The 24,955-nt window shown below is 58.7% G+C and carries 14 protein-coding genes and 1 pseudogene; 5 read left to right on the forward strand and 10 right to left on the reverse strand.

The features are described from left to right. Window positions 1-3 precede the first annotated feature (3 nt). Window positions 4-1,632 carry an ATP-binding response regulator gene (locus tag AB4O12_RS10065; RefSeq protein ID WP_460061713.1) on the reverse strand — a complete coding sequence of 543 codons (1,629 nt, stop codon included), beginning with the start codon at window positions 1,630-1,632 and terminating at the stop codon, window positions 4-6. Between the two features lie 114 nt (window positions 1,633-1,746). Between AB4O12_RS10065 and AB4O12_RS10070 the strand changes: the two genes are divergently transcribed. Further along, window positions 1,747-2,349 (forward strand): LuxR C-terminal-related transcriptional regulator, encoded by a 603-nt coding sequence (locus tag AB4O12_RS10070; RefSeq protein ID WP_252867757.1) that lies wholly within the window; start codon window positions 1,747-1,749, stop codon window positions 2,347-2,349. A gap of 6 nt (window positions 2,350-2,355) precedes the next feature. Here the strand turns inward: AB4O12_RS10070 and AB4O12_RS10075 are convergent, their stop codons facing one another. Further along, the gene (locus AB4O12_RS10075; protein WP_041480047.1) at window positions 2,356-3,354 is read right to left on the reverse strand and encodes a bile acid:sodium symporter family protein; all 999 of its coding nucleotides are present in this window, start codon (window positions 3,352-3,354) and stop codon (window positions 2,356-2,358) included. An 82-nt stretch (window positions 3,355-3,436) separates the two neighbouring features. On the opposite strand from AB4O12_RS10075, the gene AB4O12_RS10080 reads away from it, so the two are divergent. Together AB4O12_RS10080 and AB4O12_RS10085 are read left to right on the forward strand one after the other, a co-directional pair. After that, window positions 3,437-4,225: an AraC family transcriptional regulator gene (locus tag AB4O12_RS10080; RefSeq protein ID WP_252878182.1), complete on the forward strand. Its 789-nt coding sequence runs from the start codon at window positions 3,437-3,439 to the stop codon at window positions 4,223-4,225. A 239-nt stretch (window positions 4,226-4,464) separates the two neighbouring features. Further along, a complete protein-coding gene (locus tag AB4O12_RS10085; protein ID WP_460061716.1) occupies window positions 4,465-5,439 on the forward strand; it encodes a TerC family protein in 975 nt (324 codons plus the stop codon). Between the two features lie 124 nt (window positions 5,440-5,563). Here the strand turns inward: AB4O12_RS10085 and AB4O12_RS10090 are convergent, their stop codons facing one another. Next, entirely contained in the window at window positions 5,564-6,664 is a 1,101-nt protein-coding gene (locus AB4O12_RS10090; RefSeq protein WP_460061718.1) for a polyamine ABC transporter substrate-binding protein, read from the reverse strand. A 249-nt stretch (window positions 6,665-6,913) separates the two neighbouring features. Then, entirely contained in the window at window positions 6,914-8,320 is a 1,407-nt protein-coding gene (locus AB4O12_RS10095; RefSeq protein ID WP_016775036.1) for a purine-cytosine permease family protein, read from the reverse strand. 323 nt (window positions 8,321-8,643) lie between these two features. Here AB4O12_RS10095 and AB4O12_RS10100 point away from each other — a divergent pair, with 323 nt between their 5' ends. Beyond that, complete coding sequence (locus tag AB4O12_RS10100) at window positions 8,644-9,129, forward strand: flavin reductase family protein (protein WP_016775037.1); 486 nt, start codon at window positions 8,644-8,646, stop codon at window positions 9,127-9,129. Window positions 9,130-9,269: 140 nt separating this feature from the next. On the opposite strand, the gene AB4O12_RS10105 is transcribed toward AB4O12_RS10100, so the two are convergent. Together AB4O12_RS10105 and AB4O12_RS10110 are read right to left on the reverse strand one after the other, a co-directional pair. Then, window positions 9,270-10,037, reverse strand: a complete 768-nt coding sequence (locus tag AB4O12_RS10105) for a methyl-accepting chemotaxis protein (protein ID WP_370593578.1) — start codon at window positions 10,035-10,037, stop codon at window positions 9,270-9,272. Between the two features lie 138 nt (window positions 10,038-10,175). Continuing rightward, window positions 10,176-11,216: pseudogene (locus AB4O12_RS10110) on the reverse strand (cache domain-containing protein); the annotation flags it as partial. Between the two features lie 203 nt (window positions 11,217-11,419). Here AB4O12_RS10110 and AB4O12_RS10115 point away from each other — a divergent pair. Next, window positions 11,420-12,463, forward strand: coding sequence for an LLM class flavin-dependent oxidoreductase (locus AB4O12_RS10115; RefSeq protein ID WP_073471146.1), 1,044 nt, complete (start codon window positions 11,420-11,422; stop codon window positions 12,461-12,463). Window positions 12,464-12,556: 93 nt separating this feature from the next. Here AB4O12_RS10115 and AB4O12_RS10120 read toward each other — a convergent pair whose 3' ends face one another. The 4 genes from AB4O12_RS10120 to AB4O12_RS10135 all read right to left on the reverse strand — a co-directional run bounded on the left by AB4O12_RS10120 (window position 12,557) and on the right by AB4O12_RS10135 (window position 24,943). Beyond that, on the reverse strand, window positions 12,557-12,901 hold the full coding sequence (locus AB4O12_RS10120; protein WP_460061722.1) for a hypothetical protein: 345 nt from the start codon (window positions 12,899-12,901) through the stop codon (window positions 12,557-12,559). A 312-nt stretch (window positions 12,902-13,213) separates the two neighbouring features. Further along, window positions 13,214-13,468, reverse strand: a complete 255-nt coding sequence (locus AB4O12_RS10125) for a DUF7660 family protein (protein ID WP_133336494.1) — start codon at window positions 13,466-13,468, stop codon at window positions 13,214-13,216. Between the two features lie 8 nt (window positions 13,469-13,476). Then, a complete protein-coding gene (locus AB4O12_RS10130; protein ID WP_460062440.1) occupies window positions 13,477-23,292 on the reverse strand; it encodes a hemagglutinin repeat-containing protein in 9,816 nt (3,271 codons plus the stop codon). After that, entirely contained in the window at window positions 23,282-24,943 is a 1,662-nt protein-coding gene (locus AB4O12_RS10135) for a two-partner secretion domain-containing protein (RefSeq protein ID WP_460061725.1), read from the reverse strand. Before AB4O12_RS10135 ends, AB4O12_RS10130 begins: the two co-directional genes overlap by 11 nt. Window positions 24,944-24,955: the final 12 nt, after the last annotated feature.

Consider the following 24,955-nt stretch of genomic DNA (forward strand, 5'->3'; position numbering starts at 1 on the left):
CCTTTACAGCATCTGTTCAACCGCTGCGCCTTGTCGATCACGCAGGGCGCGCAGCGTCGCGCGTAACTCGGCCGGGCGCACAGGTTTCGACAGAATCGCAATCTGCCGGTCATGCAACGCAGCCTGAATCTTCTCGACGTCATGCCCGGTGATAATCATCGCCGGCACGGCCCAGCCGCGCTGCCTGCGCACTTCATCGATGCATTCGATACCCGTGGCGTGGGTGCCGAGGTCATAGTCGGCGACGATGATGTCGCAGTCGGTGACCAGGCCTTCAGCTGACCACTCGGCCTGCACCACGCAGCCCCAGCGTTCGAGCAACGCCGAAGTCGCGAGCAACACGTTGCGGTCATCCTCGACCAGACACACCTTCAGCCCGGTCAACAAACCTGCCTGCCGCGCTTCACTGCGAACCACCGGTGACTGCGGCGCCGCCACGATCGGCAACCCCGCAAGCGTCACAGCGGTGCCGCGTCCCAACCGTGAACGCAGAGCAACGTGCACATCGATCAGTTCACCAAGACGCTTGATGATCGACAGGCCCAGCCCGACGCCCTCGACATCTTTGTCGCGCACTTGCCGTACCCGATAAAACTCCTCGAAGACCTTGTGCAGATGCTCTTCGGCAATGCCGTTGCCACGGTCATGGATGACGATGGCCAGCCCTGCCCCACGTCTACGCACGCCGATCAGCACGGGTCGTTGCGCGCCGTATTTGAAGCAGTTGGAGAGCACGTTCTGCACCATGGTCGCGAGCAGCGCCGGGTCGGTTCTGACCCAGTGGTTGCACGGTCGCAGCCGCAGCTCGACGCCTGCCCAACGGGCCGCTTCCTGGTGTTGGCGTATCAGATCCGCAAGCCATTCACCGAGATTCAGCGTTTGCATTTTCGCTTCAACCCGGCCGTTATCGAGGGTGTAGAGGTCGAGAATCGAGCGGAACAATTGCGAGACGTTGAGCAGTGAGCGGTCGATGTTATCGACCAGCCGCCGCTCGTCATCGCCCAGGCGCGACTCTCGCAGACACGCGGTAAACAGACCGATGGAATGAATCGGCTGACGCAAGTCATGACTGGCCTGCGCCAGAAACCGCGACTTTTCCAGGTTAGCCGCCAGCGCTTCTTCCGACGCCTTGCGCGTGCGCTCAAGCAGCAAGTGCGCATAAAACGGAATCACCGTGCTGGTGATCAGCAGCATCAGCACCATGAACGGCTGCGCCTGCCAATACGGCGTCAGGCGATAGACCACCAGCTGCGCCACCAATGCAAGGCCGGTGGCGATTGCCAGATAGCGCGAGCCGTAGCGCATGCCGTTGCCGAGATTGACCCAGACCATCACCGCATACAACGGCAGCGCCGCTTCGCCGCCGATCACCAGTCCAAAACAGGTGCCGGTGTAATCGTGGACCATGGCAAAAATCCGCCGCGCCGGATAATGCCCGGGCCAACGCGCAATGGCTTGGCGGAACGCGATCGAAGCCAGCAGAAACAAGACAATGTAAGTGATGACCGGCAGGTAGGTATCGAAGCGATGGCCCGGCAGAAAACCCAGCACGACCATGTAAACCACCGCAATGGCAGCGATGATAATGCGCAGGTTGGCCTGGTCGAGTTCGGTATTTTTTTCGAACTTCATGGTAAACGTCCTTGTGCAGCAATCGTCAGTTTCGGAAGCAGCCTACAGGCAACCTTCGCGTCCAGTGCTAAGGTGCAGGCCTTGAATCACGCCTGACCCAGGGAGGGTCGCATCATGACGTGCCGGATCATCATAGCCGACGATCACCCGCTGTTTCGCGAGGCGATGCTGCGCACCGTGCAGCGCTTGCTGCCCGATGCCGATACCTGCGAGGCCGGCGACTTCGACGCGGTGCTCAAGCTGCTGCCACAGGGCGACGAGCCGGACACGCTGATGCTCGATCTGCGTTTTCCCGGACTGACCTGCATCACTCAACTCGCCGACTTGCGCCAACGATTGCCGCGCACCACGCTGATCGTGGTGTCGATGGTTGACGATCAGACGCTGATCAGTGAAGTCATGGCGGCGGGCATTGACGGTTTTATCGGCAAGAACATTGCGCCGGATGAAATCGGCCAGGCAATTCTGGCGATCCGTGAAGGTGAGGTGCTGGTGAAGTCGGCGCCGTCCGGCTTGTTGCCGCTGGAAACCGCGACGACGCTGACGCCGCGTCAGCAGGACGTTCTGCGGTTGATCGCGCAAGGCAAGACCAACAAGGAAATTGCCCGTGAACTGGATATTTCGCCGTTCACGGTACGCATCCATGTGTCTTCGTTGCTGCGCACGCTGGACGTGCCGACGCGGGCGGCAGCGGCGGTCAAGTATTCGGGTCTGTGAAGCGTTTTACGGGTCCACCTGCGCCATCAGATCCGGCACCGACTCCGGCCGTTTCGCATAACGCTGCGCCAGCACCGCGCAGACCATCAGTTGAATCTGATGGAACAGCATCAGCGGCAGAATCAGCACGCCGATGGTGCTGCCGGCGAACAACACCTGCGCCATCGGCACGCCGGTGGCCAGGCTCTTTTTCGAGCCGCAGAACAGGATGGTGATGCGGTCTTCCTGATTGAAGCCGAAGGCTTTGCTCAACAGAATTGATGCCACCAGAACCAACGTCAGCAGGATGCAGCAGACCACCACCAGGCCGAGCAACTCGAACAACGGAATCTGCTGCCAGATGCCTTCGTTGACCGCCTCGCTGAATGCGCCGTACACCACCAGCAGAATCGAGCCCTGATCAACGAATTTCAGCCAGTTCTTGTTGCGCCCTACCCACGCGCCGATCCAGCGGCGTGCGATCTGCCCGGCAATGAATGGCAGTAGCAATTGCACACTGATTTTGACGATGGCATCGAGGGTCGAACCGCCGTCGCCGTGGACGTTGAGCAGCAGCGTCACCAGCAGCGGCGTCAGAAAAATCCCGAACAGACTAGACGCCGCCGCACTGCAGATCGCCGCCGGAATATTGCCTCGCGCCAGCGAAGTGAACGCGATGGCCGACTGCACCGTAGCTGGCAACGCGCAAAGGTAGAGCATGCCCATGTACAGCTGATCGCCGATCAGCGGTGACAACAGCGGTTTCAGCGCCAGACCGAGAATCGGGAAGAGCACGAAGGTCAGGCCGAACACCAACAGATGCAGACGCCAGTGGCCAGCGCCGGCGATGATCGATTCGCGCGACAGCTTGGCGCCGTGCAGGAAGAACAGCAGGGCGATGGCGATGTTGGTCAGCCAGCCGAAGCCGACGGCGACTTGACCGCTGGCGGGCAGGAAGCTCGCCAGCAAGACGACGCCGATCAAGGTCAGGGTGAAGTTATCGGGCAAAAAACGTGGGCGAGTCATGCGGTTCATCCGAAGGTTGCCAGTGCGTGCCAACGACTCTAACGTGGCTGGCAATTACCGACTAACGCCGAAGAGCCACAAGATGCCGCCTAAAGGACATACCAAAAGCGTTCGCCGCAGTGTTCCCGGGCTGCCCAGCCTGCCGCGCCCGGTGTATGGACGCACTGAATCGCTGCCCAACCGCGCCCTCACCCGCCGTCATAGCCATCCGTGGGTGCAGTTGTCCTATGCGATTCAAGGCGTACTCGAAGTGCAGACCAGCGCCGGCCGTTTTGTCGCGCCGCCGGAACGTGCGGTGTGGATTCCGGCGGGCGTGCCGCACCGGGTGTTCAGCGCGCCACACACGGAAATGCGCAGCCTGTACATCGACAGCAGCGTCACCGGTTGGGCGGCCGAGCATTGCCATGTGCTCGGCGTCAGCGCGCTGCTCAGGGAATTGATTCGCGCCTTCAGTCAGGTCCCGGTGGAATACGACGAGAGCGGCCCTGACGGACGCTTGGCCCAGGTGATCCTTGATCAATTGGCCGACGCGCCGACCATCGATTTGATGCTGCCGCTGCCGCAAGACCCGCGCCTGAAGCAGATCTATCAGAGCCTGGAGCAACATCCGGAGCAGCAGACCACGCTGAGCCACTGGAGCGAAAAATTCGGTGTCACCGAAAAGACTCTGACACGGCTGTTTTTGCGCGACACCGGCCTGACCTTCCGCGCCTGGCGCCAGCGCCTGCGCTTGCTTGGCGCCCTGACCCCGCTGGAAAAAGGCGAGCGTGTGACCGATGTTGCGCTGGCTTGTGGATACGACTCGACCTCGGCGTTTATCGCCGCATTTCGTCAGCAGTTTGGCGAGACGCCGGGGGAGTTTTTCCGCTGACACTTCGTTTTTGCCGAACTGTCAGTCAGAAATAAACGATTTTTCTTTGCTCCAGATCCGTCGCTAGCATGGCCCCGTCTGACTTTGATCGAGAAGAGAAGATGATCCCTGTGGGAGCGAGCCTGCTCGCGAACGCGGTGGGTCAGCAACCTCAACTTCACTGTTCCATCGTATTCGCGAGCAGGCTCGCTCCCACAGGGGATGTGCTTGCTGCAAATAAAAAGACAGGGGAGCGTGCCATGCCTGCCACGAACATCAACATCGGCGAACCCTGGATGTGGGGCGCCTTCATCGTCTTCGTTCTGGCCATGCTGGCCCTGGACCTGTTTGTCTTCGGCGGGCGCAAGGCGCACCGGGTGTCGGTGCGTGAAGCGTCGGCCTGGGTGATTGCCTGGTGCCTGCTCGCGCTGAGCTTCGCCGGGCTGCTCTGGTGGTATCTGCATGGCGAATTCGGGGGTGAGATCGCCAGACAGAAAACCTTGGAATTTTTAACCGGTTATCTGATCGAGCAGTCCCTGTCGATCGACAACATGTTCATCTTCGTGATGATCTTCAGCTACTTCGCGGTGCCACCGGAATTGCAACGACGAGTGCTGCTGTACGGCGTGCTCGGCGCGATTGTCATGCGCGCGATCATGATTTTCGCCGGTGTGTGGCTGGTGTCGCAGTTCGAATGGCTGCTGTATGCCTTCGGTGTGTTCCTGATCATCACCGGGATCAAGATGCTGGTGTTCGCTGATCATCAACCGGATCTGGAAAAGAATCCGTTATTGCGCTGGGTGCGCGGGCATATGCGCATCACCAGCGGCTTTCATGGCGAGAAGTTTTTCATCCTGCAGAACGGCGTGCGCTGGGCGACGCCGATGTTTCTGGTGCTGGTGCTGATCGAGGCCAGCGACCTGATGTTCGCGGTCGACAGCATTCCGGCGATCTTCGCCGTGACCACTGACCCGTTCATTGTTTTCACCTCGAACATCTTCGCGATCATGGGCCTGCGCGCGCTGTACTTCCTGCTGGCGGACATGGCTGACCGTTTTCACCTGCTCAAGTATGGCTTGGCGATCGTGCTGGTGTTCATCGGCGGCAAGATGGTGCTGATGCCGTGGTTCCACATGCCGGTGGAATGGTCGCTGGCAATCGTCGGATCGGTGATTCTGGGGTCGGTGTTGTTGAGCCTGGTGACCAGCCGCGAGGCAGAACGCCGCACCGAATGACACAACCCACCCCCACCTGTGGGAGCGAGCCTGCTCGCGAATACGCCGGTTCATTCAACATAGGAGTTGAATGACACACCGCTTTCGCGAGCAGGCTCGCTCCCACATTTGAAGTGCGATGCTCTTATTTATCGGATTTGATACTGGTCCACACCCGCGTGCGCACCCGTTCCATTTTCTGCGGCAACGGTTGCACCACATACAGGGTTTTCAGCGCTTCGCTGGTCGGGGTCAGGTTGGGGTTGTCGGTGATGTCCTTGTTGACCAGCGGCATCGAGTCCTTGTTGGCATTCGGGTAACCGAGGAAATCGCTGATCGGTGCGATCACTTTCGGGTCGAGCAAGTGGTTGAGGAATTCGTGGGCCTCGGCGACGTTCTTCGCGCTCTTCGGAATGGCGAACGTGTCGAACCAGATCGGCGCGCCCTCCTTCGGCAAACGCCAGTCGACCACCACGCCATTGCCCGCCTCTTTGGCGCGATTGCCGAACTGGTAGAAGCTGCCGGAATAACCGATCGCCACGCAGATGTCGCCGTTGGCAATGTCGGTCATGTACTTGGCCGAATTGAAGTAGGTCACGTACGGGCGAATCTTCATCATCAAGGCCTTGGCCTTTTCATAGTCCGCCGGGTTCTGGCTGTTCGGGTCGAGGCCGAGGTAATGCAGGGCCAGCGGCAGGATCTCCGACGGCGAATCGAGCATCGCCACGCCACAGGCCTTGAGCTTTTCCATGTTCTCGGGTTTGAACACCAGATCCCAACTGTCCACCGGCGCATTTTCGCCCAGGGCGGCCTTGACCTTGGCCGGGTTGAAGCCGATCAGCACGGTGCCGTACATGTACGGCACGCCGTACTGGTTGCCGGGGTCGTTGGCGTCGAGCAATTTGAGCAGGGCCGGATCCTGGTGCTTCCAGTTCGGCAATTTCGACTTGTCGAGTTTCTGGAACACGCCGGCCTTGATCTGGGTTTCGATGAACTGATTGGACGGCACCACCAGGTCGTAACCGGAGTTGCCGGTGAGCAGTTTCGCTTCCAGGGATTCGTTGGTGTCGAAGGTGTCCCAGGTCACTTTGATCTTGCTTTGCTCGGCGAAGTCCTTGGGCACTGACGGCAGGATGTAATCCGCCCAGTTGTACACCCGCAGTTCGCGCTGCTCGGCCTGGACGGCGCTGGCCAGCAGCGTCAGGCCACACACGGTGGCGCCCAGAATGCGTTTGATCGTGACCATGGTTGTTTCCCCGAATGCGACGTGAGATCGATGGTTTTTATGTTCTGTACACGGCAGTGGCTGTAACGATAGCCAAGGGCAAAAAAGGTCGAGCCTGTTGTTATGGTTTCGATTCTTGCTGACAGCGTAGCGCGATGACAGTAGGCGGCAGGCCAAAAGGGGATCGATATGGCCAATTTGCTTGACCGCCGAGATACGCAAACAAAAATGCCCGGCATTGGGCCGGGCATTGCTGTGTTGCCGTTGGGATCAGTCGGTATAGCCGAGTCTGGCCGCCCGGCTCTGCTGCGCCTGACCACGGGTTGCGAGGCAGTAATACAGCGGCACCGTTACCACCAGACCGACCAGCCAGGACAGGTCGGCACCTTCCACCAAGTTGGCGTACGGCCCCACGTACAGCGAGGTGTTGGCAAACGGCAGCTGCACGATGATGCCGATGAAATAGGCAATGATCGCGTGCAGGTTGAAGCGCCCGTAGATCCCGCCGTCAGCGCGGAAGATCGAGGCGATGTCGTAGTTGCCGCGCTTGATCAGGTAGAAATCGATCAGGTTGATCGACGCCCACGGCACCAGCACCAGCAACAACGCGAGAATCAGTCCGATGAATTCTGAAATGAAATCCGCCGAGGCACCGAGGGCGACCACACAGCATCCGGCCAGAATCACGCTCGACAGCACCACGCGCACTTTGATGCTCGGCGTCCACTGGCTGGCGAAGGTTTGAATCGAGGTGATGATCGACAACACTGCGCCATACAGATTGAGCGCGTTGTGGCTGATGATGTTGAGCAGAAACAGCACCATCAGAATCGGCCCCAGCCAGCCGGTGGACTGCTTGACCGCTGCCATCGCTTCAGTGCCTTCCGGCGTCGCCAGTACCGCCACCGCGCCAAAACTGAACGACAGAATCGTGCCCAGCGTCGCACCCAGATACGTCGCCCAGAAGGGTTTGGCGATGCCGATGTCTGCTGGCAGATAACGCGAATAGTCGGAGACGTACGGCGAGAAGCTGATCTGCCAGATGATCCCCAGCGACACCGTCGCCAGCCAGCCGGAGAGATTGAAACTGCCGCGTGTCAGGAAGTCTGCCGGCAAGTCATGGGCGAAGATGTAGATGAATCCGGCGAGCAACGCGCCGCCCATCACCCAGGTGCCGATGCGGTTGAGGGTGTGGATGAAGTTGTAGCCGATCACACCGATCGCCGTAGCAGCCAGCGCTCCGATCAGAATGCTCAGCGGCGCCGGTACTGACGGCGCAATGCCGACGATGGATTTGCCGGCCAGCACGATGTTGGAAATGAAGAAACCGATGTAGATGAGCGCCGCGAAGAACACGATCAGCAGTGCGCCATAACGACCGAACTGACCGCGACTCTGGACCATTTGCGGAATGCCCATGCGCGGACCCTGCGCCGAGGCCAGCGCAATCACCACGCCGCCGATCATGTGCCCCAGCGCAATCGCCAGCAGCCCCCAGAACAGATTGAGGTGGAACACCTGGACCACCATGGCGCCGGTGACGATGGGCAGTGGCGCGATGTTGGTGCTGAACCAAAGAGTGAACAGATCGCGGGCCTTCCCGTGGCGTTCCGCGAGTGGGACGTAATCGACCGTATGATTCTCGATCAACGGATCTTGCCGGGACATCTGGGACATATGCATGAACTCGAGTTTGTCTGTTTTTATCTTTGTATGAAGCCAAACCGGGAGGACTCTTGGGTCGCCCCTCAGATGCAGACCATATTATGGTATTCCAAACTTTGCACAAGCCTGATCCGCTGATTCTGTCGCTCTCTGATCCGCTATCCTCGCTGATCTCACCCCTGACCGGCTAGCTGAAAGCCCCGTAAACACTGAGTTTCCGACGAAAGTGGCACGTTTATCGGTTCACCAGAAAAGCTCTTGCAAGATATGTATTACGGTATACCATCAGACCTACAAACCATAAAAACCGCGTCACACCACCCGAGGACCACCCAATGATCGATGCTGCCATTTACAAACAAGTCATGGGCTCGTTCCCGTCCGGCGTCACCGTCATCACCACGCTGGACGACGACGGCCAGATCGTCGGCCTGACCGCCAGCGCGTTCAGCTCACTGTCGATGGACCCGGCGCTGGTGCTGTTCTGCCCTAACTACAGCTCCGACTCCTATCCCGTGCTGATCAAGAACAAACGCTTTGCGATTCACCTGTTGTCCAGCGTGCAGCAAAGCGAGGCCTATGCCTTCGCGCGCAAAGGCAAGGACAAGGCGCAGGGCATCGAGTGGACGTTGAGCGAACTGGGCAACCCGATCCTCGCCAATGCCACGGCGGTGATCGAGTGCGAGTTGTGGCGTGAATACGAAGGTGGCGACCACGCGATCATGGTCGGCGCGGTGAAGAACCTGATCGTCCCCGAGCAGGTCGCCGGACCGCTGGTGTATTGCCATGGCAAGATGGGTGCGTTGCCGGTTGTGGCGTGATTTCACCAGATCTCGGATATCCCATGTGGGAGCGAGCCTGCTCGCGAATGCGATGGGTCAGTTGTTACATTTTTGACTGACCCGACACCTTCGCGAGCAGGCTCGCTCCCACAGGTTTTGGTGTTGCCTGGGCGACCGTGTCAGGTCCTAAACCGGCTCACCAACTGATTCAACGTCTGCGACAACGCCGTCAGGTTCTGCGCATCCTGGCGAGTTGAATCCGCCAGGCTCGCCACCAACTGCGCATCGCCATGAATCTGGCTGATGTGCCGATTGATGTCCTCTGCCACTTGATGCTGTTCCTCCGCCGCCGTGGCGATCTGCGTGTTCATGTCGCGGATCACGTCGACCGATTCACGGATCAATTCAAAACTCGCTCGCGCCTCGTTGATCGACACCACGGTTTCCTGCGAGACCTCAAGGCTGGCGTGCATCTGCTTGCCCATCTGATGGGTGCGCCGCGCCAGATTGCCGAGCAATGCGTCAATCTCACCGGTGGAGTCGGAAGTGCGTTTGGCCAGCGCGCGAACTTCATCAGCGACCACGGCAAAGCCCCTGCCCTGTTCACCGGCGCGCGCGGCTTCGATAGCGGCGTTGAGCGCGAGCAGATTGGTCTGCTCGGCAATCGAGCGGATGGTGCCGAGGATAGACTGGATGTCGTTGCTGTCCTGCTCCAGTTGCTGCATCGACTCGGCGCTGTGGCCGATCTCCTGACTCAAGCGCCCGACGTTACTTACCGCCGCGTCGATCTGCTGCTGCCCGGTGTGTGCCTGACGCTGACCGTTGTCTGCCGAGTCGGCCGCCTGACTGCACGAGCGCGCAACCTCGTTGGAAGTGGCGACCATTTCGTGAAACGCCGTAGAAACCATGTCCACCGCCTCACGCTGACGCGAAGCGACGTCGGCCATTTCCGCCGAGACTTCAGTGGCGCTGCCGGAGCTGCTGTGAATCTGCCCTGCCGCTTGGCCGATACGCTGAATCAATGTGCGAATAGCTTCAAGAAACTGGTTGAACCAGCCGGCCAGTTGCGCGGTTTCATCCTGCCCACGGACTTCCAGTCGCGCAGTCAGATCGCCCTCGCCCTGGGCAATGCCTTCGAGTCCGCTGGCGACACCACGAATCGGCTTGACCATCAGCCCGGCGAACCACGCGCCGGCCATTGCAAACAACAGTGCGCAAACCACAGCGATAGCGCCGATCAGCCAGGTCAAACGAGTCGCCCCGGCCATCACTTCGCTCGCCTTGACCAAGCCGACAAACCGCCAGCCCAACGCCTGCGAAGGCCAAACTAGCGCCATGTAATCCTCGCCAGCCAATTGCACCTCGACCAGGCCTTTGCCCGCCTCGGCCAGTTGCTGATAACCGTCGCCGAGATCGCTGAGTTTCTTGAAGTTGTGCGCCGGATCGCTCGGGTCGACCAGCACGGTGTTGTTGGCTTCCATCAACATCAGATAACCGCTCTCGCCGAGGCGGATCTGCTTGACCAGGTCGGTCAATTGCTTGAGCGACACATCGATGTTGACCACGCCGGCATTGCTGCCCAACTGGTTGTTGAAGCTGCGCACGGTGCTCACCAGCACCACGTCATCCGCCGCCCAGTAATAGGCCTCGGTGCGAAGGGTTTTGCCGGGATTGGCCATCGCGGTTTTGTACCAGGGCCGGGTGCGCGGATCGTAGTTCGCCAACTTCGCATCGCCCGGCCAGAACAGATAACCACCCTGCTCGGTGCCGACAGATAGATAGGTGTAAGCCGGGTGCGCCTTGGCCAGACCGTCGAACAGCTTGAACAGCTGTTGATCCTGCGGCCCCAGCGGCACTTGCGCGGCGTCGCTGCTCAGGTAGCGTTTGAGGCTGGTGTCGATGCTCTGCAGTTGCGGATGCTCGGCCAGGTAAGCAACGTTCTGGCTGATGCCCTCGAAAAACAGCTGCATCGCGTTTTCCACCTGACGCACTTCGCGCCCGGTGCTGTCGGTAAAGGTGTCGCGCGCGCCATCGCGGACATTGAGGATGATCAGCGCTGCCACCAGTAACACCGGCAGGCTGGCGATTACCGCAAACGCCAAAGTCAGTTTTTGTTTTATGTTCATTGCTTGCGCCTTCCTTGTTCGAAGTGTCGGTCAGAAATATTTTGCGGATATTCCGTATTATGGTATACCAATATTCAATCAACCGAACAGCCGTCCTCGAAGGCGTGCTTGAATGGTGAGAAGACTCGCGAGCGCAACGCGTTCACGTCAGTTCGACAGGCCCGCACACGACCGGCCAATTACAAAAGACTCGAGGTAGCGTCATGAAATTTTCCCTGTTCGTACACATGGAACGCTGGGACGAAAGCGTCAGCCACCGCCAACTGTTCGAAGACCTGACCGAACTGACCCTGATGGCCGAGGCCGGCGGTTTCAGCACCGTGTGGATCGGCGAACACCACGCCATGGAATACACCATCTCCCCAAGCCCGATGCCGCTGCTGGCCTACCTCGCAGCGAAAACCACCACCATCCACCTCGGCGCCGGCACCATCATCGCGCCGTTCTGGCACCCGCTGCGCGTCGCCGGCGAATGCGCCCTGCTCGACGTGATCAGCAACGGCCGCATGGAAGTCGGTCTGGCGCGCGGCGCCTATCAAGTCGAATTCGACCGCATGGCCGGCGGCATGCCCGCCTCCAGCGGCGGCCAGGCCCTGCGCGAAATGGTCCCGGTGGTCCGCGCCCTGTGGCAAGGCGACTACGCCCACGACGGCGACATCTGGAAATTCCCCACCTCCACCAGCGTGCCGAAACCGATCCAGAAGCCCAACCCACCCATGTGGATCGCCGCCCGCGACCCCGACTCGCACAACTTCGCCGTCGCCAACGGCTGCAACGTCATGGTCACGCCATTGATGAAAGGCGACGAAGAAGTCCTCGACCTGAAGAACAAATTCCAGACCGCACTGGACAACAACCCAGACGTGCCTCGCCCACAATTGATGGTGCTGCGCCACACCCACGTGCACACCGCTGATAACCCGGACGGCTGGAAAGTCGGCGCGAAAGCGATCTCACGTTTCTATCGCACCTTCGATGCGTGGTTCGGTAACAAGCAGACACCGGTCAACGGCTTCCTCGCCCCGAGTCCGGAAGAGAAGTTTGCCGGACGTCCGGAGTTCGAACTGGAGAGCCTGCACAAGACGGCGATGATCGGTACGCCGGAAGAAATCATTCCGCGGATCAAGTACTACCAGGAACTGGGGGTGGATGAGTTCAGCTTCTGGTGTGACAACAGCTTGCCGCATGAAGAGAAGAAGAAGTCGCTGGAGTTGTTTATCAAGCATGTGGTGCCGGCGTTTCGCTAAAGGTTTCGCAGGTTAAACCAAAAAAAACGCCCCGCTTCAGACGGGGCTTTTTTTGGAAAAAGGCATCAATTCGTGCAACCTGGCTTTCGCTGCCTATTCGCCGCTGCCATCCTCGCTGAGCACTTTGAAGGAGTGGAAGTTAAAGGCTATTTTTTCTTCTTCCTCATCAACCAGCTCATACCGTATACGATCCAGTCCGCCTTCAACCCTCGACACGCAAAGATCCATGAACTGAGTCAAGCCACCACCAAATCCCCGCACGTTCAGACCGCCCACGTTAAAAAATATGACCGCGATAGTCGCTGCTCCAGGATCCGCAGACTTCGCCAGCGTCATCAACAGGTTGTAACCGCTAAGTCCATCTTCGGAATCCAGATGAAGACTTTCCACATAAACGTATTCATGTAGACCGTCATTCAGTGCTTTGAGATTGCTCAATGGTTGATCCTCGTATGTTGTCCATTGCCACACTTGATTGGCCCGCACTGGTGGGGATGCGTATGAACGTTTTCGGACCGGAGGGCGCCCGTGATCAGAAGAAACGGGACAGCAATCGTTTTAAGAACATTCAAAACTTTACATAACTCTTAATTCTGGAGGAGTTTTAACGACAAAAGACAGTCCCCACCTACTCGAACTGCAAATATAAATAAATCGCCATAAATTATTTTCAACTACCCCCACGCCCATGGCTTGACGACGGAACAATAATTGATCGCAGATTGGAAAAAGCGGTGCATTCTCTACATATCACTCATAAACGCTCGCAGCCGATAAAATCTTCGCAAAGGTTCGCCAGCTTGGACGAAGTACGTCTGTATCACCAGAGTTAATTACATAACCTTCCATTGAGTTCACCCAAGCTTCCATTGCATCTAAAAATTTTTCGAGCGTTGGATTCTCCCACTCGTCAGGCTGGCTTGCCAAAGACTCACGAAACACATTGAGAAACTCCGCAAAATCCTCTTTGGTTTCGATACTTTCAATTTGATCATCAAGTTCCATACGCACCTTTACTTACAGATATCACGAACACAAATGATTACACCTTTATTCAGTGTCGTCATTTTCTTTTTGACTTCTTTACGAATCTCCGCCGATGTAGCTGGAACAATTTTTATCGGAACGCCTGCTGCCGAGGCCGCGAGAAGGCGGCGGTTATCAAGGCTGTAAATCAATCCGTCCTTCTCGAAAACCCTGATCGGGGGAATTTCGGACGGTGAAATTACTCCTTTTTTCAAAGCATCGATTGTCGAGTCCAACACCGTCCCATCGCGAAAGACCCCAGAGACGCTGTCCTGTGTAAAACGTATATCGTTGGGGTTGGCGTAACCTGTGAGTTTGTCTGGTAAGCCGGTAGGCATCGCCATACTCGTTTTGGGAACTCGACTGGCTGCGGCTTTGCCTGCTATGAATGTTGCCACTGTGCCGACGATTGCCTGGACCTTCGGATCCGAAACATCAAGTCCAAGTGACTGAACAAATGCTTCTGCCGAAGGTCTTGCTATCGCTGCCGTAGGTACTGCGACTGCATCGATGTTGAATTGGTGGAACGATCCAAATGCTTGCTTAAGCTCTGGAGGCAGATCGGTATCGTAGTCACCGCGCTGATAACCTAAAACAGTATTGTAAATATCCAGCGCTGCCTTTTGGCAACTTGCCGTATCAACAGCGCATACTTCCTTGAGAACTTTCTCATTGGCCAGATGCCTTTCGAAGTACTTAGACGCCACTCCCTCACAACTATTAGTGGACTTACATGATTGCAATTCTTCGGCCAACCGCTGCATATCGGCATGGTTCAAATAATTGTATTCAGTAGCATTCGAAGTAACATCAGAAGCAATAGAAGCGTCGCCACCGGTGATTGCGGCGGTCAACACACCGACTAATTGAGATGCCGCCAGAAGATCATTAACTCCTTTCAGATACTCCGGACTCGATGGATCTAAACCTTTTGGTAGAACTTTGTCAGCAAGAAAATCAACCAACGCCTCATTCGCACCCGCCGCTATTGCACCTGTACGGAAATCCCCGCCCATCGCCTCGGCCATCAAACCGCCCAATGCGGCATGCAAAGCCACCTTGGTAACTTTGCCGTTGTCGAATACCGTGATGTCACCAATCTTGTTGGCCGCGACCGCTCCACCAATTGCAATCGCAGAACCAAGTGCAGAGGACACGAGGTTGTCCTGCAGACTTCCACCCATGACGGCAGTTTTTGCCAAGGCGTCGAATGTGGCTTTCATCGCCACGCTTTGGACGCTGTCCAGGTCGAAATTCAGATCGGTCGGGTTGTAGCCAAATTTCGAAGCGATACCTGCAGTGATAGCGGCGAAAACGTAGCTCTTGAAGCTTTCTGAAGAGATCACGTCTTTGAAGGTGTCACCAAGATTGCCTTTGTTGTTGATTGCGCTGGTAGCTGCCTGGCCTACGGCCGCAGAAAATGCCGCCGTTGCGGCCGCGGACGCAGCGGCAGCAATGGTCGCCGCAGTTGAAGCGGAAGCACCCGCTGCCAATGCTGCGCCGGACGCCGCCTGGCCGGCGGTCGCACCGATAGTAGCGGCGGTGCCGGTACCCGCGGTCAACACTGAAACAATGATGACCACAGCCAGCATCGCAGCCGGCCCCATGCCCGAGTTGCTGTACTTGAACGACTCGTGGGTCTCTTTGACCATCCGCCAATCCACATCGCCTCGCTGCTCGGCATCTTTCAGCCAGGCCAGGCCCGGATCAGCCTTGACCATGGCGTCGATCGTTTGGCTGACGGATTTTTGATTGATGTCTCTAAGGTCGATGTTCAGCCCGTTGATGGCGCTGATTACAACATTGCCATTGGCCGTGAGTTCAGTCTGGCGCAATGTCTCGTCGGTGTTGCCGCGACCTTTGGAAGAGCTCCATACCGAACTTGAGCTGCTTTTTTCGTGGCTCTCCTGATGCAGATCCTTGACGCCTTCGAACGTCACAGAACCGCCACTGGTGATGGTCAGATCGTGGCCACTGTTGAGCTTGGCAGCCTGATAATGTTGATCGCCATTGCTGACCAGCACCATGTCACCGCCGGAGGTGATGACGCTGCCAATGTTGTTGACCTTGGTAACTTCATCACGCTTGGTTTTGCTGGAACCAAAGGAACCCTTTTTCTTTTTGTCGTACAGCGAGTAATCGCTGTCCTGAGCGGCAAGAATATCGAGGTTGTTGCCAGCGACCAGATAAGCCTCGTCACCCGCTGTGATCCGGCTCGAGACAACAGTCAGATCCTCGCCAGCACCAAGCGCTACGCTGCCGCCCGCTGTCACTCCCGACATGACCTGGCTGACATGGTCTTCCTGAACAGTGAGTTTTTTGCTCCTGGACAAGGAATGCTCTTCGTCCGCCGCAGAACTGATGATCAGGTTTTCCGTAGCGCTCATCGAGACATCGCGCGTTGCATCGATCTGGCTGGCGATGACCGCGATGTCGCGACCGGCCGCAGCGGTGAAATCGCGTCCAGCGCTAACGCTGGCACCTAACTGGGTCGTGTCGCTGCTGTTATGTTTGCGATCGTGGAAGACGCTGTTGTTGATCTGTGCGGAGGCGATATTGATATCCCGACCCGCGTCAAGGTCCATGTCTCGACCACTTTGCAGCACGCCACCAACGTTGTTGATATCGCGCGCAGACATGATGCTCAGATCATTGGTCGCCTCAATGCGCGCAGCGGTATCAGCGAAGTCATGATGCTCAGTGCCATACCGGGTGCTGTTGTCAAACGATGTGATTGTCCGCTCGTTGATGACATCCCCATTGAGCGTGTTCAGCGTCACGTCACGACCGCTGATGATTCCGCCGGACTTGTTGACAATGTCATTCGTTGCCAATAGATCCAGACGATTGCCCGCCTCGATCGAGCCGCTGTTGACCAGATCCTTGCCTGCGGTGGCCGACAGGTTATTGGTCGCCTTCAACGTACCAACGTTATCGAGATTCTCCCCAGCAATCAGCGTCACATCGTTACCGGCAATCAACGCCCCGGTCGGGCCGAGGCGGCCGTTGGCCTGGGCCAGATACACCACTGGCACTAGCACTTTCTCGCCATTCACTTCGTGCTCTTCAAGCCAGACGATGTCGTGGGTAAGCGCGGCGACTTGCTGTGACGTGAGGCCGACGCCAACGGACAGGTTGAGCGCGTCCTTGCTGGCGATGGCGTTGTTCATCAGGTACTTGAACATGCCTTCGTTGGAGGTCTGGCCGTCGAGGAAAGCCTGGCCAGTGCGTGCGGTGACGGCTTGCTGGATCAGGCGTTGTTCGTAGAGGCCATCACCGAGGCGCTTGGCGCTTTGGTCTGGGTCGAAGCCGAGTTTTTCCAACAGGTAATCGGAGCTCATGAACGACTTGAGCTCGGTCAGCACCGGGTTGGTTTCGATCAGGTATTTGTGTGGATTGGACAGTGCCGTGGTGTCCGGCAGGCCGGTGACACGAGTGACCGGACGGGTGTCGATCGACTCCTTCATGTCGTTGCCGCGACTCGGCATGCCCGACCCGGCGCTGCCCTCGGGCAGCTTGACATCGACCGTACTGGCAACCGCCTGAACCATGTTTGGGGTGCGGTGGAAGGTATCAACGGCGCGCGTGCTGTCAGACACCGCTGCCGGGGCATCGATGAACAGGTTGCGCGGCCCGCCACTGGTCGCTGCGACCAGATGGTCCTGGGCATTTACCACAACATTACCGACCGTCCACGTTGGTGCTGGCCCGGTATTGCTGGCTGCGGTACTGCTGGAGCCCTGCCCGCTCAGGCGGAACAGACCGTTCTCACCCATCGGCAGGGAAAAGCCTGGCAGGCTCAGCGGATTGACTTGCTGTTGCGCGACGTCTGGAGGCAGTTGGCTGTTGATGCGGATGATGACCGTGCTGCTACCGCCAACATGAGTGTCGGCAACCCTATTGGTGCCACCGGTAGAACCGTAATCGTGATGGATTACGCTGTTTTCCAGCTCTTGGGACGCAGTAATCGAAACGTTTCCACCCGCTTGGATGACAGCATTTCGACCAGTGTTGGTGCTGACAGCTCCGGTGCTGTCAACCGCGAATTCAGTGACTTTATCCGGCGTGCGTTTTGTCAACTCACTCGGCAGTGCGAGCAGATTATCAGGGTCATATTGAGAATGAACTGTTTTTTCAAAGCCATAAGGCAGCCCGGACAGACCAGCGCCGTATTTGCGCTGACTAACGTCTTCGCCAGTTACGGTGTCATAGAGTCCGACCCACTCAAACGTCATGCCAAGTTCACCGCCTTGGGAGTATTCGAGTGATTCCACCGTGGCCTTGCGAATTTCGTTTCCCGGTTCGACGTAATAAACATTGGGAAAGTCCGGGTTGTTTCGCTGGTTGTAGGGCATCACAACGCGGGAGAAAAACCGATCGGTCCCACCATCGGTCAAATCAAACGAGTAGTACCGAGTGACTTCGATTGTGCCTGTCTTAGCACCAATGTTTTTCAAGCTGTCGGCGTTGATATTGATGTTGCCGGCTGCTGCGACAGTGCTTTTGCTGTTGAGAAAGGTGCCACCTTGGAAAATGAAATCTTTTCCGACGTTGAGTACGGCAGACGGAGTGGTATCTGTGTCAGTGCTTCGATAAGTCTCACGCGCCGCCATGCGTATGCTGTAGTTATCCCCGACGCAGTCGCCACAGCTACCGGCGATAAAACCCGATATGAGCTTACGGTCTCCCGACATCACCGGCCCTTCCGTACGGTTCTCAAACACATCCGCATTCATCGTGAACCCGCGCCCGCTCTCCATCGAACCGGAGATGTTGGATATCCCCGCCGCCCGAACCGCGCCGCCATAGCCGCCCATCACCACATCGCCCAAGCCGTAGAAATCACCGTGCTGGTTGGTCAACGTAGCGACGCCAAGCGTCATGTTGTTGCCACTGAAAATCAGCCCGCGATCATTGAGCAGCGAAGGCGTGTTGATGATGAGGTTCTGTGCCGCACCGAGGGTGCCGTAGTTGGCAACACCGCCCGCATTGATGGTCAGGTCTTCGCTGGAGGTCATGCGTCCGGCATTGGTGAGCTGTCCGCCGATATTGACGATCGAAGTTGCGCCTACCGCAAAGCTGCCACCCGCCGCGACACTCATCTGCGCGGCAGAAACATAAGCGCCACGCTGACTGGTCAAGCGGCCAGTGCCGGAATAGGTACCGCCGATTTGCAGATCAAGGAGGCCATCACTGGCGATCAGCCCATCGTTGCTCCAGTTGCCGCCACGGATCTGCAGCGAATCCGAAGCCAGCAATTTGCCGCTCGCGGTCTGGCTGAACTGCCCGACATTGACGTTCAGGCGACCGGCCTGAATGACGTTGGAGTTGCTCCAACTGTCGGCATTGAGTTCCAGCAACCCGCCGGTGACGATGCTACCGCCCGCGCCGATGACATTGGCGGTTGAGATGTCGAACTTGCCGCGCCCGACGTGGTTGAGTTGCCCGCCACCGTTGAAGAGGCTGCCGACAGCCAGGGTCATGTCGGTGTTGGCCGTTTCCAGCACACCGTTGCGGTTGTCGAGCAGACCGCCGATCTGGAACAGGGTCTTGCCCGTGTTGCCCAGCGAACGCAGTCGACCGCTCTGGTTGTCGACGCTGGCGGCTTTTACGCTCAGTTGGGTTTCGCTTTCGATGACGCCCGTGCCGTTGCGCAACGCACCCGTCAGGCCGAAGTCAATGCGATTCGCGGCGATCTGGCCGCTGGCGTTTTCCAGATTCGAGCCGGTGACGCCGAGCGATCCCTTCGCATACAGCACGCCATTGCTGTTATCCAGCGCGGTGGTGGTAATGCTGCTGTCGCCCGACTGCGCGGAAATGCGCCCGCCGTTGTTATTCAGCCCGGCCAGTGCGGTCAGGGTCAGAGCCTGCGCCTGAATGATGCCGCCCTGACGATTGTTGTCCAGGTCAAAACCGTTGCGCAGCACGCCGACGGTGCGTGCTTCCAGTGCACCTTTGATGCTGGAAAGAATGCCGCCACGGTTGTCGATGTTGGCAGATTTGACAAAGACCTTGCCGTTTTGCGCGATGACCTTGCCGCTTTGGTTGTCGAAGTCAGCGCCGACGTCCAGGGTCAATGCGCCTTCGCTCTGGATCGAGCCTTTGCCGTTGCCCAGGCTGGCGGCGCTCAGCTCTACGCCAGCGTTCTGGCTGTAGATCAGACCGTCAGCGCTGTTATTGACGGCGCCCGTTGCGATGATCTGCAACTGATCGTTGGCCGCGACCGTACCCTTGTTGCTGTTGTTCAGCGAACCGGCACGCACCTCGAGGGTTTTCTGGCTGGCGATCTGGCCGTTCTGGTTGCGCAGGTCGGTGACGCCCTTGAGCAACATCGCGCCGCTGCTCGCCAGCTTGCCGGCGTTGTTGTTCAGGTCACCGCTCAGATTGAGGGTGATCGCGGCGTTGCTGGCGATCTGTCCGCCACCGTTGTCCAGACGGGTGGCTGTAGTGGTGAAAGCCTGTTCGGCATTGATTGAGCCGCCGGCATTGGTGAACGCCGTGCTCACGACATCCAGTGCCGCGCCGCTGAAGATCAGCCCCTGATTGTTGTTCAGCGCACCGCCCAGTGTCAGGGTCTGCCCTGCGCCACTGCTGAGATTGCCCTTGTTGCTGTTGTCGAGACTGCCCGCTTTGACGCTCAGGGCTCCCTGAGCAACCAGCGCACCGCTGTTACTGTTGAGCAGCGCGTCCTTGAGGTCGACCGAGACGTCAGCGAACTTGCTGGAGAGCGTGCCGCTGTTGCGGTTGTCGAGGCTGTCGGCGTTGACGGTGAGTCCCTGCCAGCCGGAGATCAGACCTTTCTGGTTGATCAGTGCGGTGCCACGCAACAGCAGTTTTTCGCCGCTGATGATCTTGCCGGAAGTGTTGTTGAGCGCTTGAGCAATGAGGTCGAAACCGAGGTTGCTGGAGATCTCGCCGCTCTGGTTGTTCACGTCACGCAGGCGTTTGAGCGTCAGTGGCCCTTGGGCAGTGAGCAAGCCGCGCTGGTTGTCGAGATCGCCATTGGCAAGGTCGAGGGTCACCGCTTTGTCGCCCAGCAGGCGTCCACCGTTCTGGGTCAGGGACGTCAGTTTCAAGTCCATGTCACCGCTGGCAGAAACCTCGCCGTCTTCGCTGGAGTCAAGCCCGGTGGCGATCAGGGTGAGGTTGCCCTGGCTGTTGATCAAACCACTGTCGCGGTTGTTCAACCCGGCACTGCTGATCTCGAGCGACTGCGCCGCGCTGATCAAGCCTTTGCCGTCATTGCGCAGCAATCCGTCGACAGTCAGGTTGAGGTCGCCACGGCTGACCAGGTTGCCGCCGCTGTTGTTCAGGCTTGCCGCGTGCGCGTCGATGGCGGCGGCGCCGATCATGCCTTTGACGTTGTCCAGTGCCGCCGCGATGCGCAGGGTCAGGCCCTGATTGCTCAAGAGCTTGCCGTTGCTGTTGTCCAGGCTTTGCGCTGTCAGGGTGAACGCCTCGGCGCTGGAAATCGTGCCGCCCTGGTTGTTGACGCCCTTCAGCTGCTTGAGCAGCAGCGCGCCTGGGGCGTTGATTAAACCACCGATGTTGTTCAACTGACCGTGGTTCAAATCCAGGCTCAGTTGCGTGTTGCTGAACAGCTTGCCGCCTTGCTGATCGAGGCCGCTGACCGAAGCCGTCAGTGCGCTTCGGCTACCAATACTGCCGTCGCCGCCATTGGTGACCTGACCCGCCGTGAGAGTCAGGGTGTCGGCACTGCTCAGTCGACCGTTACTGTTATCGAAGGCGCCGGTGGTTACGGTGACCGCGCCTTTACCGCTGAGCGTGCCCTTTTGACGGTTATCGAGGCTGGCACCAGTCAGCAGCAGCGTGCCATCGGTGACGATCTGGCCAGCCTGGTTATCGATGCTGCCGTCGCTGTCCAGCTTCAGATCCGCCGCGCTGGACAGGCTACCGCCAACGTTGGTCAATTTCGCGGTGTCGACCGTCAGAGTGCCTTCGCTGCTGACCTTGCCCGAGCTGTTGTAAACGGCGCCAGTGAGGTTGAGCGACATGCCTTGCTGGCTGAGCAATTCGCCGCCGTCGTTGTCCAGCGAGCCCCCCTGCAGGGTGAACCGGGCGCCCGCATTGACCAGCCCTTTGCTGCGGTTGAGCACTTCGTCGACAGTCAGGGTCAGGCCTTGGCCGGTGAAGATCTTGCCGCCGTCGCTGTTGTCGAGTTTTTTGCCAGTGACCAGCAAATCACCGTTGCTGCTGATTTCGCCGCCACGGTTGTCCAGGTCAGCGACGGTCAGGGTCATGTCCTTGCTCGAGCCGAGCAAACCGTTCTGCTGATTATCGAGTTGATCGGCCTGCAGTTTGAGCACGCCGGTGGCGATCAACTGCCCCTTCTGATTGTTGACGGTTTTTGCCTGCACGCCAGCATCGGCCTTGCCGGCGATGTTGCCTTCACGGTTGACCAGTTCATCAGCGTTGACGGTCAGTTGGCCGTCAGCGATGACCGTACCGAGCTGGTTATCCAGGGTCTTGTCGACAGTCAGCAACAACTCGCCGCGACTGCTGATCAGGCCTTCATGGTTGTCGAGGCTGGCGCTGTGGCTGTCGAGCGAGGCGCCGGAGATCACGCCTTTGAGGTTGTTCAATGCCGCAGCGATGCGCAACGTCAGGCCTTGCTGGCTGAGCAGTTTGCCGTTGCTGTTGTCCAGCTCACGCGCGGCGAATGTGAAAGCCTGCTGGCTGGAAATTTCCCCGCCCTGGTTGTTCACGCCGTTGAGGTTTTTCAGCAGGAGCGTACCGGGTGCACTGATCAAACCATTCTGGTTGTTCAATTGGCCGTGGTTCAGATCGAGCGTCAGGACGGCCTTGCTGAACAGTTCACCGCCCTGCTGATCGAGCCCGCTGAGCGAAACATCCAGCGCTTGTTGACTGGCGATGCGGCCAGCCGCGTTATTGACCTGACCGGCCTTGAGCGTCAGTGCCGCACCGCTGGTGAGTTTGCCGCCATCGCTATTGCTGAACGCGCCGGTCTCGACCCGGCTGCTGCCTTGGGCGTAGATCACACCTTTCTGGCTGTTATCCAGACTGCCGCTGTTGACTGTCAGCGCGCGGTCGGTGTTGATCGAACCGGCCTGATTGAGCAGCGCGCCAGTGCTGGTCAGCTTCAAATCGCCGCCACTGCCGAGACTGCCGTTGCTGTTGTCGATGCGTGCGGCATTGATGGTCAGCGTGCCGTTGCTGTTGATCACGCCAAGAGAATTGCTCAGCGCATCATCGAGGGTAAATACCAGACCGTTGAGGCTGTTGAGCGTGCCGCCGTTGTTGTCGAACGTGTTGCCACTGAGCGTCGCCGCGCCTTTCGTCGCGGCGATCAAGCCCTTGCTCTGGTTGATCAGTTTGCCGACGCTTAAACCCAGATCGCTGCCGGAAAGAATCTTGCCGCCGTCGCTGTTGTCCAGACGCAGACCTTTGACGTTCATCAACAGGCTGCTGGAGATTTCGCCGCTGCGGTTGTCGACGTCATCCACCGACAGGGTCAGCGCTTGGGTGGTGCCGACCAGTCCGCCGTTACGGTTATCGAGGGACTTGCCGCTCAGGCGCAGATTGCCTTGCGCGACCAGTTCGCCGCCCTGTTGCTGCAGCAGGCCGATGGTTGCCTGCAAGTCGCCCTGGCTGGCGATGCGCCCGGCAGCGTTCTGGATTTCTGCGGCGGTCAGGTTGACCGCGCCGGCCGCGCTGAGCAGACCACCGCTGTTGTCCAGTCGAGTACCCACATAAGTCAGGCCTTGCTTGCCGCTGATCACACCTTTTTCGCGGTTATCCAGTTGCGCGACGTTAAGGTTCAGTTGCTGGTCGGCACTGGATCACACCGCCCCGGTTGTCGACCGCGTCGCCGCGCACGGCCAGCGTGTTTTTACCGATGACTTTGCCGTCGCTGTTGAGCAGCGTGCCGGCCTGCAGATCAAGGGCGCCTTTGGCCGAGATGTCACCTTTGTTGCGGTTGTCGAGGGTGCCACTGATGCGCGCCGTCAGGCTGCCATCGCTGACCACCGCACCGGCCTCGCGGTTATCCAGACTCGCGGCTTTGAGATTGACCAAACGCCCCGAACCAAGAACCCCATCACGGTTGTCCAGCGCCCCGCTCAGATCGATGTTCAGGCCCAGATCACCGAGCATCTGCCCGCTGCGGTTGTTGAGCATGCCGCCGCTGATGCTGATGTTTTGCGCGCTGAGCGTGCCGCTTTGATTGTTCAGAATCTGCGTTGCGTTGACCGTCAGGTTGCGGCTGGCGATGAGGTCTTTGCCGCTGTTGTTGATTGCCTGTGCGCTCAGGCTCAAATCACCGTTGCTGTTACGGCTGCCGTCAGCATTCACGCCGGCTTCGATGGCGCCGGCATTGGTCAGTTGTCCGCCAGCGCTGAGGTTGACGCTGTCCCGGGCCGCGAGGGTCTGGCGGTTGGTCAGGTTGCCTTGGGTCTGTACGTTGAGCGACGTGCCTGCATAGATCGGAGCTTGCGCGTCGAGGCTGGCAGCTTTGACGTTGACCGCGCCGGTAGCCGAGGTGTCGGCCAGGCTCAACTGGCCATTGGCATCAAGCTGAATATCGCCGCCGCTGGCGATCAGTTTGCCGTCGAGTTTTACCCCAACGCCGGCCTCGGTGCCGACCAGTTTGATCGCCCCGGCGTACATGCCGCCGAGTGCCGAGGAGTCGATGGCCAGTTGCGGTTTCGCGCTACCGTCGTCGGCGCGGGCCGTGGCGTTGAGGCTGTCGGCGTTAACGTCGTTGCGACCGGCGACGATGGTCAGGTTCTGCGCCTGGATCTGCGCATTGATCTTGGCGCTGCGGGTAATGATTTCGAAGCGGTCGATATTGGTCGCATTGATGCCCGCGCCTTCAACGGCGACGCTGCCCTGATCGACCTGAAAGCGATCCAGACGGCCGTTTTCCAGCACCGGTTTACCGGTAGTCAGCGTCACCCGAGGCGCGTTGATGAAACCGCAGCCATTGCAGGTGATGCCGTAGGGGTTGGCGACGATGACCCGCGCCGACTGCCCGGCCACTTCGGTGTAGCCGCGCAACTGACTCGGGTTGCCGCTGATGACTTCGTTGAGAATCGCCTGGGCCGAACCGCTGTTTTTCAGGTTCGGGTTGCCGACGACATGCCCGCCCAATTGCGTGTACGTGGTCTGCGCCGCGCCGTTGTTGAGGATGACGCCCTGCGCACCGACGTTGTAGTCGTGGAACTGGTTGTGCGACAGGCCGCTGGCGTTGGGCGTGGCGATGTTGATGATCGGCACACCATTGCCGGCGCGATCCAGCGAGGTATTCGGGTTGGCCACGACGATGCCATCGGCCTGTGCCCACAGCGGCTGCCAGAGCATGACGTTGGCCAGCAGGAACGCCAGTCCGCGTTTGGGCATGCCGAGAAACAACTCACGGTTTTTCACGACCGCACTCGGCTGATCTGCGAGGAAGGCAAACTGGCGAACGTCCATGTCAATGACCCC

The organism is Pseudomonas sp. S2_A05 (assembly GCF_054668485.1).

What these genes read in the sequence shown, in the direction of transcription:
- AB4O12_RS10105 (WP_370593578.1), bottom strand. Translation starts at nt 10,037, where the DNA reads ATGGCCGACGTCGCTTCGCGTCAGCGTGAGGCGGTGGACATGGTTTCT.
- AB4O12_RS10125 (WP_133336494.1), bottom strand. Translation starts at nt 13,468, where the DNA reads ATGGAACTTGATGATCAAATTGAAAGTATCGAAACCAAAGAGGATTTT.
- AB4O12_RS10090 (WP_460061718.1), bottom strand. Translation starts at nt 6,664, where the DNA reads ATGGTCACGATCAAACGCATTCTGGGCGCCACCGTGTGTGGCCTGACG.
- AB4O12_RS10100 (WP_016775037.1), top strand. Translation starts at nt 8,644, where the DNA reads ATGATCGATGCTGCCATTTACAAACAAGTCATGGGCTCGTTCCCGTCC.
- AB4O12_RS10080 (WP_252878182.1), top strand. Translation starts at nt 3,437, where the DNA reads ATGCCGCCTAAAGGACATACCAAAAGCGTTCGCCGCAGTGTTCCCGGG.
- AB4O12_RS10065 (WP_460061713.1), bottom strand. Translation starts at nt 1,632, where the DNA reads ATGAAGTTCGAAAAAAATACCGAACTCGACCAGGCCAACCTGCGCATT.
- AB4O12_RS10115 (WP_073471146.1), top strand. Translation starts at nt 11,420, where the DNA reads ATGAAATTTTCCCTGTTCGTACACATGGAACGCTGGGACGAAAGCGTC.
- AB4O12_RS10095 (WP_016775036.1), bottom strand. Translation starts at nt 8,320, where the DNA reads ATGTCCCAGATGTCCCGGCAAGATCCGTTGATCGAGAATCATACGGTC.
- AB4O12_RS10135 (WP_460061725.1), bottom strand. Translation starts at nt 24,943, where the DNA reads ATGGACGTTCGCCAGTTTGCCTTCCTCGCAGATCAGCCGAGTGCGGTC.
- AB4O12_RS10075 (WP_041480047.1), bottom strand. Translation starts at nt 3,354, where the DNA reads ATGACTCGCCCACGTTTTTTGCCCGATAACTTCACCCTGACCTTGATC.
- AB4O12_RS10070 (WP_252867757.1), top strand. Translation starts at nt 1,747, where the DNA reads ATGACGTGCCGGATCATCATAGCCGACGATCACCCGCTGTTTCGCGAG.
- AB4O12_RS10085 (WP_460061716.1), top strand. Translation starts at nt 4,465, where the DNA reads ATGCCTGCCACGAACATCAACATCGGCGAACCCTGGATGTGGGGCGCC.